Genomic DNA, 14,761 nt, shown 5'->3' on the forward strand with positions numbered 1-14,761 from the left:
ATGTCCGTCGTCGTCGTCACCGACTCCTCGGCCTACCTCGACCCGGACCTGGCCGAGGAACTCGGTATCCGGGTGGTTCCGTTGCACGTGCTCGTCGACGGGGAGGACCTGCGGGAAGGGCTCGACCCGATGCCGGAGGATCTGTACATCGGTACCGGGGTGACCACCTCCGGCGCCTCGCCGGGCGAACTGACGGCCGTGTATGCGCAGGCGCTCGAGGACAGCGGCGGCGACGGCGTCGTCGCCGTGCACATCTCGCGACAGTTGTCCGGGACGTGGGAGGCGGGCCGACAGGCTGCGCAGGAGCTGGGGGAGAAGGTTCGCATCGTCGACTCCCAGTCCACTGCAATGGCTTTGGGATTCGCCGTACTGGCGGCGGCTCGGGTCGCGCGAGCGGGTGGCGGATTGCGCGCCGTCTACGAGCGGGCCGTCGAGGTCGCGGACCGGGGCCGGGTCCTGATCATGGTCGACCGGCTCGACCACCTGCGTCGCGGCGGCCGTATCGGTGCCGCCGCCGCGCTGCTCGGTACCGCGCTCGCGATGAAGCCGGTGCTGCACCTCGTAGACGGCAAACTGGTGCTGCGGGAGAAGACCCGCACCGCGACCAAGGCGCTCGCCAAGCTGGTCGACGCCGCCGTCGACCAGGCCGGTCCCGGCGACGTCGCGGTCGCGGTGCACCATGTCGGCGCAGCCGAGCGGGCGGCCGAGGTGGCCGCGGCCCTGCGCCCACGACTGCCGGACGCGAGCGAGTTCGTCGTCGCGGAGTTGGGGCCGGTCATCGCCAGCCATCTGGGGCCGGGTGCGGTCGGGTTGCTGGTCGTCCCGGGGGGTGCGGGCGCAGGTCCGGAAGTCGGCGACCCCGCGCCGGACCCCGGCGACGCCGAGTAGTCCACAGCGCCGGAATTCATCCACAGCCCAGCGGGTTTGCGCTCGTTGTGCGGAAATTCGCTCCGAGCGCCGTCCTAGCGTCGGGGCATGGGCAGCACCGACGAGGCACGCGAGCAGATCCGGCGCAGACTCGACGCCGTCACCGGACGAGGCGCAGCGGCGCCCGGGACGGGGGAGGGCGCCGACCCGTCACCTGACGACGCGCAGCCCGGCTGGCTCGACCCGGATCCCGAGCCGTCCGGTCCGCGGCTGCGCTTCGCACCCGGCCGGCGAGGGGTGGTCGCGCTGGCCCTCGTCGCACTGACCGCGGCAGGGATCGGCGCGGTCGTGGTGTGGCGGGACCGTCCGGTCGCGCAGACGGTGGCACCGCTGCCGGTCGCCGCGACGGTCCCCGCCGGCGACGAGCCGACCGACCCGCCGCGGTCCGACCCTGCGCCGTCCGGGCCGCCGGCCGAGGAGCTCGTGGTCAGCGTGGTCGGTCTCGTGCACACCTCCGGCCTGGTCCACCTGCCGGAGGGCTCACGGGTCGCCGACGCGCTGGCCGCTGCGGGAGGTGCCCGCGACGGGGCGGACCTGTTGGGGCTCAACCTCGCTCAACGACTGAACGATGGAGATCAGGTGCTGGTCGGGGTCGCTCCGCCGCCCGGTGCGGCACCGGTCGCGGGCAGCGCGACCGTGGGTGCCGGGCCGGGTGCCGGGACGGCTGCGGCCGGCTCGGCCGGTGCGAACGGGCCGGTGAACCTGAACGCGGCCACCGAGCAGCAGCTCGATGCGCTGCCCGGCGTCGGTCCGGTCACAGCCGCCGCGATCCTCGCCTGGCGCACCACCAACGGCCGGTTCACCGATGTCGAGCAGCTCGGAGAGGTGGACGGCATCGGCCCGGCCCGCCTGGAGAAGCTGCGCGACCTCGTGACGGTTCGGTGACGGACCGGCAGGCCCGCCCGATCGACCTGCGGCTGCTGCCCTCCGCCGTGATGTGCTGGGCCGCAACCGCGATCGGACTCGTGGCCGGCTGGCGTGCGGCACTGTGGGTGGCGGTCGTCGCCGTGTCGGGTGCGGTGGCGATCGGGCTGATCGTCCGTCGCGGCCGGTGGTCCGCGCTGGCCGGAACCGCCGTCGCGGCGTTGCTCGTCGGCGCCGGATTCGCGGGAGCCACCGCGGTGCGTGCACACGCCGTCGCGACGCATCCCCTCGCCGACCGCAGCGGGTACGTCACCCTCACCGTCGACACCCGCGGCGATCCCGAGCCGGTCCGTTCCGCGCGCGAGGACACGGTGATGGTGCGGGCCGCGTTGCGGACGATCGGGCAGGGCACCGGCGCGGTCGAGGTGGGCGGCGCGGTCCTGGTGTTCGCGCCGTCCGACGGCTGGCAGGATCTGTTGCCCGGCCGGCGCGTGGAACTGCGTGGCGCGGTGAGCAAACCGAAGCGCGCCGACCTGACCGTCGCGGTGGTCCGCGCCACCGGCCCACCCCGCCCGCTCGGGGAGCCGTCCTGGGCGCAGCGGGCCGCCGGACACGTGCGGGACCGGTTCGCCGCGGCATCGGCGCGGTCCCTGCCGCCCGACGCCGCGGGACTGCTGCCGGGACTCGTCGTCGGTGACACCACCGCTCTGCCGGAACTGGTGGAGGACGACTTCACCGCCGCCGGGCTGAGCCACCTGACGGCGGTCTCGGGCGCCAACGTGAGCATTCTGCTCGGTGCGGTGCTGCTGCTGACCCGCGCGCTCGCGCTCGGGCCACGCACGACCGCAGTCGTCGCCGGAATCGCGTTGGTGGGCTTCGTGATTCTCGCCCGGCCGTCGCCCAGTGTGTTGCGGGCCGCCGCGATGGGGGCGGTGGTCCTGCTGGCGATGGTCGTTGGCCGGCGGCGGCAGGCGATGCCCGCGCTCGGCGCCGCGGTCATCGCGCTGCTCGCCCTGTACCCGGACCTGGCCGTCAGTTTCGGCTTCGCACTGTCCGTGGCCGCGACCGCGGCGCTGGTGCTGGTGGCGCCGCGCTGGGCGCGGTGGCTGCAGCGGCGCGGCTGGCCGCGGGTGGCGGCCGAGGCGGTCGCGGTTGCCGTGGCCGCGCACGCCGTCACGGTGCCGCTCGTCGCCGCGATGGCCGGGACCGTGAGCACGGTGGCGGTCGCGGCGAACCTCGCGGTCGCGCCGGTCATCGCCCCGGTCACGGTGATCGGCGCGGTGGTCGCGGCGGCGGGCACGGCGTGGCTTCCCCTCGGTGCGCTCGCCGCCCACGTCACCGCGCCGCTGCTGTGGTGGCTGCTGTGGGTGGCGCGGACGTCGGCCGCCCTCCCCGGCGCGTCGGTCTCGGTGCCGTCCGGTGCGATCGGGTTCGCGGTCATCGCCGCCGTGGTGGTCGCGGCGGTGACGGCGATCGCCGTGCGGCGGCTGCGGGTCCTGCTCGCCGCGATGCTGCTCGGGGTGGCCCTGGTGTGGCTGCCGGTCCGGATGCTGTGGCCGGGATGGCCGGCGCGCGGCTGGGTGCTGGTGGCGTGCGACGTCGGGCAGGGCGACGCGTTGGTGCTCGACGCCGGGAACGGGTCGGTGGTGGTCGTCGACGCGGGGCCACAACCGAGACCGGTCGACGACTGTCTGCACCGTCTCGGCGCGCGATCGGTGGCCGCCGTCGTGCTGACCCACCTGCACGCGGACCACATCGACGGACTGCCCGGGGTGCTGCGAGGGCGGTCGGTGGGCGGCGTGGTGACCGGCCCGATGCGGCTGCCGGAGGAGGGGTTCGGCCAGGTGCAGCAGCAGGCGTCGGCGGCGGGGGTGCCGGTGGTCGAGGCGCGGGCCGGGCAGACGCTGACCGCGGGGGCACTCACATTCCGGGTGCTCGGCCCCACCCTGCCCGCGCCGCGCGACCCCGGCGACGGCGACGACGCCGCCAACGACCAGTCGCTGGTGCTGTCCGTGGACACCGACGCAGGCCGGGTCCTGCTCACCGGGGACGTCGAGGCGGACGGACAGCGGGATCTGCTGCGGGACCGGGTTCCGGTCGCCGCGGAAATCCTCAAACTTCCGCACCACGGCTCGCGCACCACCACGCCGGAGTTCCTTCGCGCGGTCGGGGCGCGGCTGGTGATCGTCTCTGTCGGCGCCGACAACACCTTCGGCCATCCCAACCCCGGGATCCTGAGGACCCTGCAAGAGATGGGCGCGACCGTCGCCCGCACCGACCGCGGCGGCGACGTCGCGGTCAGCCGCGGCGGGGGCGGGGGTGTCGCCGTCACGCACCGCCGACGCTGACGCGTCGGCCGGGCGTGACAGGATCGTGGGGTGACCTCCGCCGCTCCCGCACAGCTGCATCTCGTTCTCGGTGACGAGGAGTTCCTCGTCGCCCGTGCCGTCTCCGCCATCGTCGCGGAGGTACGGGCGGCGTCCGACAATCCCCAGGACGTGCCCGTCAGCCGGTTGCGGACCGGCGACACCAGTCCCGCCGAACTCGCGGAACTGCTCAGCCCGTCCCTGTTCGCCGAGGACAAGGTCATCGTCCTCGAGGCCGCCGCCGAGGCAGGCAAGGATGCGGTCACCCTGGTGCTCGACGCCGCGGCCGCGCCACCCGACGGGTTCACCATCGTCGTGCTGCACTCCGGGGGAGGCCGGGCGAAGGCGATGGTCGGGGCGCTGCAGAAGTCGGGCGCCCAGGTGCACGAGTGCGCGAAACTCAAGCCGACGGAACGCGCCGACTTCGTGCGGTCCGAGTTCCGTGCCGCGGGGGTGAGGGTGTCCCCGGAGGTCATCGAGACGGTGCTCGACGCGGTCGGCTCCGACCTGCGCGAGCTCGCCGCGGCCTGCTCACAGCTCGCCGCGGACACCGGCGGGAAGATCGACGCCGCGGCGGTGCAGCGGTACTACTCCGGCAAGGCCGAGGTGTCCGGATTCGACGTCGCGGAACTGGCGGTCGCGGGGGACCGGTCCGGGGCACTGGAGGCTCTGCGCTGGGCGATGCTTCGGGGTGTGCCGCACGTGCTGCTCGCCGACGCCCTCGCCGACGCCGTGCACACGATCGCCCGGGTGGACTCGGCCGGCCGCGGCGACCCGTTCCGGATGGCGTCGGGCCTGGGCATGGCCCCGTGGAAGGTGAAGAAGGCGCAGGCGCAGGCGCGTGGCTGGCGGCCGGAGACTCTCGGTTCGGCGCTCGAGGTGGTGGCCCAGCTCAACGCCGACGTCAAGGGTGCCGCGGCCGATGCCGACTACGCGGTGGAGTACGCCGTCCGCCGGGTTGCCGAGCTGCGCGGCTGACCGGTCTTTCGCATGTCCGGCCCGGCCCCCGGACATGCGAAAAGACCGCCCGGTCGAGGACCGGGCGGTCTCCAGCGATGACGTTTAGGTCAGAGCTTGTTCGCAGCCAGCGCGAGCGCCGACTTCTTGTTGGCAGCCTGGTTGGCGTGGATGACGCCCTTGCTGGCAGCCTTGTCGAGCTTGCGGCTGGCGGAGACGAGGAGCTCGTTGGCCTTGTCCTTGTCGCCCGCGGCAGCAGCCTCGCGGAAGGAACGGATCGCGGTACGCAGCGAGGACTTCACCGACTGGTTGCGCAGTCGCTGACGCTCGTTGGTACGGATCCGCTTCACCTGGGACTTGATGTTGGCCACGCGTAAAATCCTGTCGTCTTCGCTGGTTTTCTGGTTGAGAAAGCTTCGGGTGCGTATGTGCACCGACAGGCCACGTTACCAGTGCCGAACCTGATGACCCAAACCGCGGGTCGCTCCAGGCTGTTGCCAGGTGCCGGAAACGCAGTTGTTTCAGGCTGCTCACCTGCACGTTACCGTGCGCGCTGCCGGGTGGCTGCCGCTGGCGGACCATGGGCGGATGAACGCCCGAACAGTCACGAAACCAGTCCCCGGAACCGGGGCCGGGGACGTGTTCGACGGATACAACGACATCGGCCGCTACGCCCTCGCCTACGACGAGATGTTCGATGCAGGCGGTGCCGTGCGGCCACCCTACGAGGGGATCTTCGCTGCCCTCGAGCCGTCGAACGCCGCCGATCTCGCCGCCCGCGCCGACGCGCTCGCCCGGGCGTTCGTCGATCAGGGGGTCACCTTCTCCCTCTCCGGGCAGGAGCGGCCGTTCCCGCTGGACCTGGTGCCCCGGGTGATCGCCGAACGCGAGTGGGCCACCCTCGAGCGGGGCATCACCCAGCGCGTCCGGGCGCTGGAGATGTTCCTCGCCGATGTGTACGGAGACCAGGAGATCCTGCGTGACCGGGTGGTCCCGAAACGTCTCGTCACCTCGTGTGAACACTTTCACCGCGAGGCTGCCGGGATCGTGCCGCCCAACGGTGTCCGGATCCACGTCGCAGGCATCGACGTCGTCCGCGACGCCACCGGCACCTTCCGGGTGCTCGAGGACAACCTCAGGTCCCCGTCCGGGGTGTCCTATGTGATGGAGAACCGCCGCACCATGGCGCGGGTGTTTCCCGACCTGTTCTCCTCGCACCGGGTGCGGGCCGTCGGTGACTACGCCGCACAACTGCTGCGGGCGCTGCGGGCGTCGGCCGCGGTCAACACCGCGGACCCGACGGTAGTGGTGCTGACCCCCGGCATCGCCAACTCCGCGTACTTCGAGCACTCGCTGCTGGCGCGGCAGATGGGTGTCGAACTCGTCGAGGGCCGGGACCTGTTCTGCCGCGACAACGTCGTCTACATGCGCACCACCGAGGGGGAGCGGCAGGTCGACGTCGTCTATCGCCGCATCGACGACGACTTCCTCGACCCGATGCACTTCCGGCCCGACTCCGTCCTCGGCGTCGCCGGGCTGCTCAACGCGGCCCGCGCGGGCAACGTCGTCATCTCCAGCGCCGTCGGCAACGGGGTCGGTGACGACAAACTGGTCTACACGTACGTGCCCGCGATCATCGAGTACTACCTCGGCGAGAAGCCGTTGCTGGCGAACGTCGACACCTACCGGTGCTGGCTGCCGGACGAGTGCGAGGAGGTGCTCGACCGGCTCTCCGAGCTCGTGATCAAGCCGGTCGAGGGGTCCGGTGGCTACGGCATCGTGTTCGGGCCGGACGCCTCGCGCCGGGAACTCGCCGAGGTCGCCGCGAAGATCCGCGCCGACCCGCGCGGCTGGATCGCGCAGCCGGTGGTCCAGCTGTCCACCGTGCCGACCAAGGTCGGGGACGTCCTCGCGCCGCGACACGTGGACCTGCGCCCGTTCGCCGTCAACGACGGCGAGGGCGTGTGGGTGCTGCCGGGCGGGCTGACCCGGGTGGCGCTGCCGGAGGGGTCGCTCGTCGTCAACTCCAGCCAGGGCGGCGGCAGCAAGGACACCTGGGTGCTGGCCGGCCGGGTCCCCGACACCGAACGCGAGCTCGGCGGCGGCGAACTGGTCGGGGAGCCGGTCCGGCCCGGGCACAGCGAACTCGGCCCGGAACTGTCCGCCGGACAGCAGCAGCAACAGCAGCAGCAAAACGCCAGACAACGGCAGGCGGCCGGGTCGGACGGGAAGGCGGTGGGCCCCGATGCTCGCACGTAACGCGGAGTCGATGTACTGGATCGGCAGGTACGTCGAGCGGGCCGACGACACCGCCCGGATCCTGGACGTCGCGGTCCACCAGCTGTTCGAGGACTCCACCGTCGACCCGGACCGGTCGTCACGGCTGCTGCTTCGGGTGCTCGGCATCGACACGCCGGAAGGTCCGCTCGACGTGTGGTCGCTCACCGATCTGGTCGCGTTCGGTAGGGATCGAGGGGGCTCGATCGTCGACTCGCTCTCGCGCGCACGGGAGAACGCCCGCGGTGCAAGGGAAGTGACGTCCACCGAGATGTGGGAGTGCCTGAACACCACGTATCACGGTCTCGCCGAACGGGAGAGGGCCGCGCGCAGGCTCGGTCCGCACGAGTTCTTCGCCTACGTCGAGACCCGCGCCGCCATGTTCGCCGGCCTCGCCGACTCCACCCTCAGTCGTGACGACGGCTACCGCTTCCTGCTGCTCGGCCGCTCCGTCGAGCGGGTCGACATGCTGGTGCGACTGCTGCTCTCGCGTGCCGGGGACCGCAACAGTTCCCCGGCCTGGGTGACGGTGCTGCGGTCGGCCGGCGCCCAGGACACCTACCTGCGCACCTACCGCGGGGCCCTCGACGCCCACCGCGTCGTCGAGTTCATCCTGCTCGACCGGTTGTTCCCGCGGTCGGTGTTCCACGCGATCCGGCAGGCGGAACTGTGTCTCGACCAGCTCGACACCCACCCTCACAGCCGGGTCGGGACCCGCGACGAGGCGCAGCGCATCCTCGGGCGGGCCCGCAGCGAGCTCGAGTTCCTGCCGCCAGGGGTGGTGATGGAGGACCTGCAACTGCGCCTGCTCGCGCTGCAGGACACCTGCCGCACCCTGGGGGAGGCGATCGCGCAGCAGTACTTCCACTCCGCCCCCTGGGTGGCGTGGACCGACGCCGGGGCCGGGGTGGCCGCGGGAGTGGAGGGGGAGCGATGACCTGGCGACTGAGGGTGGTGCACACCACCGGGTTCGCGTACAACGCACCGGTGACGTCGTCGTTCAACGAGGCCCGGTTGACGCCGCGCAGCGACGCGCGGCAGAACGTCATCCACAACCGGGTCGAGACGGTGCCCGCCACCCGGGCGTACCGCTACACCGACTACTGGGGTACTGCCGTCACCGCTTTCGACCTGCACGCCCCGCACACCACGCTCGCCGTCACCGGCTCGTCGGTGGTCGAGACCGAGGCCGTCACGATCCCGGCGGACACCGTCGGCTGGGATCGGCTGGGCGAGGATCACATTCGCGACCAGTACGGCGAATACCTGTGCGGCACCGGCTATGTCCCGGCCAGTGACCACTTCGACGACGTCGCGCAGCGTCTGCGTCGCGAGTGCCGGCCCGCCGAGGCCGTCGTCGCGGCCGCCGGATGGGTGCACGAGCAGATGTCGTACGTTCCGGGGTCGACCGGCGTGCACACCTCCGCACTGGAGGCGTGGGAGGAGCGACGCGGGGTCTGTCAGGACTACGCGCACCTCACCTTGCTGCTGCTGCGTGCCATGGGAATTCCCAGCCGATACGTGTCCGGCTACCTGCATCCGAATCCGGATGCGGCACTGGGGGAGGCGGTCAGTGCCGAGTCACATGCCTGGGTTCAGGCGTGGACCGGGTCGTGGTGGGGATACGACCCGACGAACGCGGTCCTGGTGAACGAGCAGCACGTGTCGGTTGCCGTCGGGCGGGACTACGCGGACGTGCCGCCGCTCAAGGGAATTTACTCGGGAGGCGGCTCGACAGACCTCGATGTCGTTGTGGAGATGGTACGTCTCGCGTAGCGTCCGACCGGAGCTATTCCCGTTCCGTCCTTCGACGCAGCAAAAAGGTGGCACATGTCTCCCACAGCACAGGAAATCTCCGAGAAGGAACACTTTTCCGATGCCAAGAAGTACGTCGCCGAAGGCATCGGCACGTTCGTGCTGGTGTTCGTCTCGGTCGGCACGGCCGTCATCGCGGGCAGCAAGGTCGGCAATCTCGGGGTCGCGCTCGCGTTCGGTCTGACCCTGGCGTTGCTCGTCTACGCGATCGGCCCGGTGTCCGGCTGCCACGTCAACCCGGCGGTCACCTTCGGCCAGTTCCTGATCGGGCGCATCGAGGCCGTGAAGGCGTTGATGTACGTGGGCGCCCAGGTGCTCGGCGGTCTCGTCGCCGGTGTGGTGCTGTTCGCGGTCGCCAAGAGCCTGCCCTCCTACGATCGGGCGACCAACGGGCTCGGCGCGAACGGATGGGGCGACCACAGCCCGTCCGCGATCCAGGGGCCGCTCGGCGGCGTCCTGCAGAGCGGCTACGGGATCGGCGCGATGATCGTGATCGAGATCCTGCTCACCGCGCTGCTGGTGTTCGTGGTCCTCGCGTCCACCGACCAACTGTCCGACGTGCCGCTCGCCGGCATCGCGATCGGCTTCACCCTCGCCGTCATCCACATCATGTCGATCCCGATCGACAACACCTCGGTCAACCCGGCGCGCAGCTTCGCCGTCGCCTGGTACCAGGACGGCGCGCCGGTTCAGCTGTGGGCCTTCATCGTGTTCCCGCTGATCGGTGGTGCGCTGGGCGCGTTCGCCTACCGCTCGCTGTTCGGACGCTTCGACCGGCTCCACGACTGACAACTCGTTTCGCGACCGATGATCGGGCGCCGGCCACTGTTGGCCGGCGCCCGATCCGCGTTCGTGTCAGGACCAGCCGTGGTCTCGGCGCAGCCGGGCGGCGACCTTGTCGAAACGGCCCTTGTCGAGAATCGCGCCCTCACGGCGGATCCCGGCCTCGGGGACGTCGAGGACCCGGTCGAGTCGCACCCAGCTCGGGCGGTGCTCGCCGTCCCAGGCGCCGGCACCCAGCGCCAGCCAGTTGCGCTGGCCCTCCCGGTCCGAGTTCGACGACAGCATCAGGCCGAGCAGGGTCTCGCCGTCGCGTCCGACCACGAGCACCGGCCGGTCCTTGCCCTTGCCCGCGTCCTCCTCGTACGCGACCCAGGTCCAGACGACCTCGCCGGGATCGGCGCGGCCGTCCAGGTCCGGTGCATACGCGACGGTGCGGGCGCGGTGCGCCGTCGGGGCCGAGGTCGACGACACCGGGCGCCCGGGCCGGACCGGCTTTCGTTCCGGCGCCGCGGTCTTCGCCCGGGGCAGCACCCCGGATTTCTGCAATCCCTTCAGCAGCCGCGGACCCTCACGCAGTGCGATGTCGCCGAGTTGCCTGCCGATCCGCGTCCACTTCGAAGCCATGCCTCCAACCTAGCGACGGGTGCGGTCCGGTCGGATGGGCACCCGCCACGGCACCGATTCATCCGGTCTGGATGAGGGCACCGGATCGTCGCCGGTGACATGCTCGCGGCGAGCCCCGAGGAATCACGAGGAGAGATGCCATGAGCAGCGATGCCACCGCGACTGTCCAGAACGGGAACGCGAGCGCGTCCCGAGAGCTCCCGTTCGGCGACGTTCAGGACTTCGAGGACGCCCGCCGCGGCTTCGTCGCGGCGCTCGAACCCGGGGTGGTCACGAACGCGAGCGGCGAGGTGGTGTGGGACAGCGACGGATACGCGTTCCTCGACGAGGACTGCCCGCCAACGGTCCATCCGAGTCTGTGGCGGCAGTCCCAGCTGTGCGCGATGCAGGGGCTGTACGAGGTCGCCGACGGGATCTACCAGATTCGCGGGCTGGACCTGTCCAACATGACCCTGGTCGAGGGCGACACCGGGGTGATCGTGATCGACCCCCTGATCTCGGCCGAGACCGCCGCGGCCGGGCTGGCCCTGTACCGCGAGCACCGCGGTGAACGGCCGGTGACGGGAGTGATCTTCTCGCACTGCCACATCGATCACTTCGGCGGCGTCAAGGGCGTCACCACCGAGGAGGACGTGGCCGCGGGGCGCTGCCCCATCCTGGCGCCGACCGGATTCGTCGAGCACGCGGTGGCGGAGAACGTGTACGCCGGCACCGCCATGGGGCGGCGGGCGGCCTACATGTACGGCGCTGCGCTGCCGCGCGGGCCGCACGGAGCGGTCGGCGCCGGTCTCGGACCGACCACCTCGACGGGAACGCCGACCCTCATCACGCCGACCGTCGACATCGGCCGGACCGGGCAGACCGAGGTGCTCGACGGCGTCCGCATCGAATTCCAGCTCACCCCCGGCACCGAGGCGCCCTCGGAGATGAACTTCCATTTCCCGGACCGGCGAGCCCTGTGTATGGCGGAGAACGCCACGCACACGCTGCACAACCTGCTCACCCTCCGGGGTGCGCTGGTCCGCGACCCGCACGTGTGGGCGAAGTACCTGACGGAGTCGATCAACCGGTACGCGGCGGAATCGGACGTCCTGTTCGCCTCGCACCACTGGCCGACCTGGGGCACCGAGCGGCTCACCGAGTTCCTGTCCCTGCAACGCGACCTGTACGGCTACCTGCACGACCAGACGCTGCGGGCGATCAACAAGGGCGTCACGGGAATCGAGTTCGCCGAGGAGATTCAGCTCCCGCCCGCGATCGAGCAGGCGTGGCACACACACGGCTACTACGGTTCGGTCAGCCACAACGTCAAGGCCATCTACCAGCGCTACATGGGCTGGTTCGACGGCAACCCCGCGACCCTGTGGCAGCACACGCCCGTCGACGCGGCGCAGCGGCACGTCGAGTTCATGGGCGGTGCGCAGGCGGTCCTGGACAAGGCCCGCGAGTCGTTCGCCGCGGGCGACTATCGCTGGGTCGCACAGGTGGTGAACTATGTGATCTTCGCCGATCCGGACAACGCCGAGGCGAAGGCGCTGCAGGCCGACACGCTCGAGCAACTCGGATTCGGGTCCGAGAACGGCACGTGGCGCAACTTCTTCCTCATGGGCGCCTACGAACTGCGCCACGGCGCGATCGGAACCCCCACCGTCACGGCATCCCAGGACATCTCCGCGGCGCTCAACGTGGAGCAACTGTTCGACGCGATCTCGCTGCGGGTCGACGGGCCGCGCGCCTGGGCAGCGAGGATCACGATCGACTGGCATCTGACGGATCCCGCGCTCACCCACCGCACCCAACTCCGCAACGGGGTGCTGGTGCACTTCGACGTGGACGGCGAGATGCCCGCACCCGATGTCGCGTTCACCCTGACACGGCAGAATCTGCACGACGCCCTGCTCGGCCGCCGCGGTCTCGACGCCATGATCGCGGCGCAAGAGGTGGCGGTCGACGGTGACGCCGGCAAGCTGGTCGAGCTGGTCGGCTATCTCGATGCGCCCGACCCGGACTTCGCCATCGTGACGCCCTGACCTCACGGCCCACCTTCGACCCCGGACCGCCGGACGTGCGGTCCCCGCGCAGTGAAGTCGCCGGTGGTGACCCTCGATGTGTACGCGCACCTGCCGTCAAGGGATGATGGGAGGGCACGGGACGCGGCAGACGTCGTCCCGGTGCGGGACCAGTGCGGGACGGGCGACCGGACCGGGTCGGTACAGGTGCGCGAGTGAGATGAGGGAATTGGGCTTGAGCAGCAACTTCGCGGAGACGACGTTCACGGATCCGTCGCGGATCCGGAACTTCTGCATCATCGCGCACATCGACCACGGCAAGTCGACGCTGGCGGACCGGATGCTGCAGCTCACCGGGGTCGTCGAGGAGCGCGCGATGCGCGCGCAGTACCTCGACCGGATGGACATCGAGCGCGAACGCGGCATCACGATCAAGGCGCAGAACGTGCGGCTCCCGTGGACCGTCGAGAACGAGGACGGCACCACCGAACAGATCGTCCTGCACCTGATCGACACGCCGGGCCACGTCGACTTCACGTACGAGGTCTCCCGCGCGCTCGAGGCATGCGAGGGTGCGGTGCTGCTCGTCGACGCCGCGCAGGGCATCGAGGCCCAGACCCTGGCCAACCTGTACCTGGCGATGGAGAAGGACCTCACCATCATCCCGGTGCTCAACAAGATCGACCTGCCCGCGGCCGACCCGGACAGGTACGCCGCCGAGATCGCGCACATCGTCGGCTGCGAGCCGGAGGACGTGCTGCGGGTCTCCGGCAAGACCGGTGTCGGTGTGAAGGAGCTGCTCGACGAGGTCGTCAAGCAGGTGCCCGCGCCGGTCGGCGACGCGGACGGTCCGGCGCGCGCGATGATCTTCGACTCGGTCTACGACGCCTACCGCGGCGTCGTCACCTACGTGCGAGTGGTGGACGGCAAGATCCGTCCCCGCGAGAAGATCACCATGATGTCGACCGGTACCACCCACGAACTGCTCGAGGTGGGCATCATCTCGCCCGAACCCAAGGCCACCGTCGGCCTCGGAGTCGGCGAGGTCGGCTACCTCATCACCGGCGTCAAGGACGTGCGCCAGTCGCGAGTCGGCGACACCGTCACCACCTTCCGCAACGGCGCGACCGAGCCGCTGACCGGCTACCGCGACCCCAAGCCGATGGTCTACTCCGGTCTGTACCCGATGGACGGCTCCGACTACCCGGTGCTGCGCGACGCGCTGGACAAGCTGCGCCTCAACGATGCCGCGCTGGCCTACGAGCCGGAAACGTCCGTGGCGCTGGGCTTCGGCTTCCGCTGCGGCTTCCTCGGCCTGCTGCACATGGAGATCACCCGGGACCGCCTGGAGCGTGAGTTCGGCCTCGACCTCATCTCCACCGCACCGAACGTGGTGTACCGCGTGATCATGGAGGACGGCTCCGAGCACGAGGTGACCAACCCCTCGTACTGGCCCGAGGGCAAGGTGCGCGAGGTGTACGAGCCGATGGCCAAGTGCACCGTCATCGCGCCGAGCGAGTACACCGGCGCGATCATGGAACTGTGTCAGAGCCGCCGCGGCGAGCTCGGTGGCATGGACTACCTCTCGGAGACGCGTGTCGAGCTGCGTTACACGCTGCCGATGGGCGAGATCATGTTCGACTTCTTCGACGCCCTCAAGTCCCGGACCAAGGGCTACGCCAGCCTCGACTACGAGGAGGCGGGCGAGCAGCAGGCCGCGCTCGTCAAGGTCGACATCCTGCTGCAGGGCGAGGCCGTCGACGCGTTCAGCGCGATCGTGCACAAGGACGCCGCCTTCGCCTACGGCAACAAGATGACCACCAAGCTGCGCGAGCTGATCCCGCGCCAGCAGTTCGAGGTGCCGATCCAGGCCGCGATCGGCTCGAAGATCATCGCCCGCGAGAACATCCGCGCGATCCGCAAGGACGTGCTCGCCAAGTGCTACGGCGGCGACATCAGCCGTAAGCGCAAGCTGCTCGAGAAGCAGAAGGAGGGCAAGAAGCGGATGAAGACCATCGGTCGGGTCGAGGTCCCGCAGGAGGCCTTCGTGGCGGCGCTGTCGAACGAGTCTGTCGCGGACAAGCCCAAGAAGTAGGCGCTGCGCGCCCGTGAGTCTTACCGGTCCGCACCGGGCCGCAC

General features: G+C 70.7%; 12 protein-coding genes. 10 read left to right on the forward strand and 2 right to left on the reverse strand.

Annotated features, from left to right (window positions below; all coding sequences use genetic code 11):
- From ACWDUM_RS13200 to holA, 4 genes are all read left to right on the forward strand, one after another.
- Nucleotides 1-888 (forward strand): DegV family protein, encoded by an 888-nt coding sequence (locus tag ACWDUM_RS13200; RefSeq protein ID WP_450134332.1) that lies wholly within the window; start codon nucleotides 1-3, stop codon nucleotides 886-888.
- Nucleotides 889-975: 87 nt separating this feature from the next.
- Nucleotides 976-1,812: a ComEA family DNA-binding protein gene (locus tag ACWDUM_RS13205; protein ID WP_450134333.1), complete on the forward strand. Its 837-nt coding sequence runs from the start codon at nucleotides 976-978 to the stop codon at nucleotides 1,810-1,812.
- A 50-nt stretch (nucleotides 1,813-1,862) separates the two neighbouring features.
- Nucleotides 1,863-4,139: a ComEC/Rec2 family competence protein gene (locus tag ACWDUM_RS13210; RefSeq protein WP_450134731.1), complete on the forward strand. Its 2,277-nt coding sequence runs from the start codon at nucleotides 1,863-1,865 to the stop codon at nucleotides 4,137-4,139.
- 30 nt (nucleotides 4,140-4,169) lie between these two features.
- Entirely contained in the window at nucleotides 4,170-5,135 is a 966-nt protein-coding gene (gene holA, locus ACWDUM_RS13215) for a DNA polymerase III subunit delta (RefSeq protein WP_450134334.1), read from the forward strand.
- A gap of 89 nt (nucleotides 5,136-5,224) precedes the next feature.
- On the opposite strand, the gene rpsT is transcribed toward holA, so the two are convergent.
- Nucleotides 5,225-5,485, reverse strand: coding sequence for a 30S ribosomal protein S20 (gene rpsT / locus ACWDUM_RS13220; RefSeq protein ID WP_387469975.1), 261 nt, complete (start codon nucleotides 5,483-5,485; stop codon nucleotides 5,225-5,227).
- A 217-nt stretch (nucleotides 5,486-5,702) separates the two neighbouring features.
- Here rpsT and ACWDUM_RS13225 point away from each other — a divergent pair, with 217 nt between their 5' ends.
- From ACWDUM_RS13225 to ACWDUM_RS13240, 4 genes are read left to right on the forward strand one after another with little or no spacing between them, the layout of a single operon-like run.
- Nucleotides 5,703-7,373 (forward strand): circularly permuted type 2 ATP-grasp protein, encoded by a 1,671-nt coding sequence (locus ACWDUM_RS13225; RefSeq protein WP_450134335.1) that lies wholly within the window; start codon nucleotides 5,703-5,705, stop codon nucleotides 7,371-7,373.
- Entirely contained in the window at nucleotides 7,360-8,328 is a 969-nt protein-coding gene (locus ACWDUM_RS13230) for an alpha-E domain-containing protein (RefSeq protein ID WP_450134336.1), read from the forward strand. The genes ACWDUM_RS13225 and ACWDUM_RS13230 overlap by 14 nt, the downstream gene beginning before the upstream one ends.
- Nucleotides 8,325-9,167: a transglutaminase family protein gene (locus ACWDUM_RS13235; protein WP_450134337.1), complete on the forward strand. Its 843-nt coding sequence runs from the start codon at nucleotides 8,325-8,327 to the stop codon at nucleotides 9,165-9,167. Before ACWDUM_RS13230 ends, ACWDUM_RS13235 begins: the two co-directional genes overlap by 4 nt.
- 54 nt (nucleotides 9,168-9,221) lie before the next feature.
- The gene (locus ACWDUM_RS13240) at nucleotides 9,222-9,995 is read left to right on the forward strand and encodes an aquaporin (protein WP_450134338.1); all 774 of its coding nucleotides are present in this window, start codon (nucleotides 9,222-9,224) and stop codon (nucleotides 9,993-9,995) included.
- A gap of 66 nt (nucleotides 9,996-10,061) precedes the next feature.
- On the opposite strand, the gene ACWDUM_RS13245 is transcribed toward ACWDUM_RS13240, so the two are convergent.
- Nucleotides 10,062-10,613, reverse strand: a complete 552-nt coding sequence (locus ACWDUM_RS13245) for a type II toxin-antitoxin system PemK/MazF family toxin (protein ID WP_450112147.1) — start codon at nucleotides 10,611-10,613, stop codon at nucleotides 10,062-10,064.
- Between the two features lie 140 nt (nucleotides 10,614-10,753).
- On the opposite strand from ACWDUM_RS13245, the gene ACWDUM_RS13250 reads away from it, so the two are divergent.
- Entirely contained in the window at nucleotides 10,754-12,643 is a 1,890-nt protein-coding gene (locus ACWDUM_RS13250) for an alkyl/aryl-sulfatase (RefSeq protein WP_450134339.1), read from the forward strand.
- A gap of 199 nt (nucleotides 12,644-12,842) precedes the next feature.
- The gene (lepA, locus tag ACWDUM_RS13255) at nucleotides 12,843-14,717 is read left to right on the forward strand and encodes a translation elongation factor 4 (RefSeq protein ID WP_450134340.1); all 1,875 of its coding nucleotides are present in this window, start codon (nucleotides 12,843-12,845) and stop codon (nucleotides 14,715-14,717) included.
- The last annotated feature ends 44 nt before the right edge of the window (nucleotides 14,718-14,761 follow it).

This window comes from Rhodococcus sp. NPDC003322 (assembly GCF_053589555.1).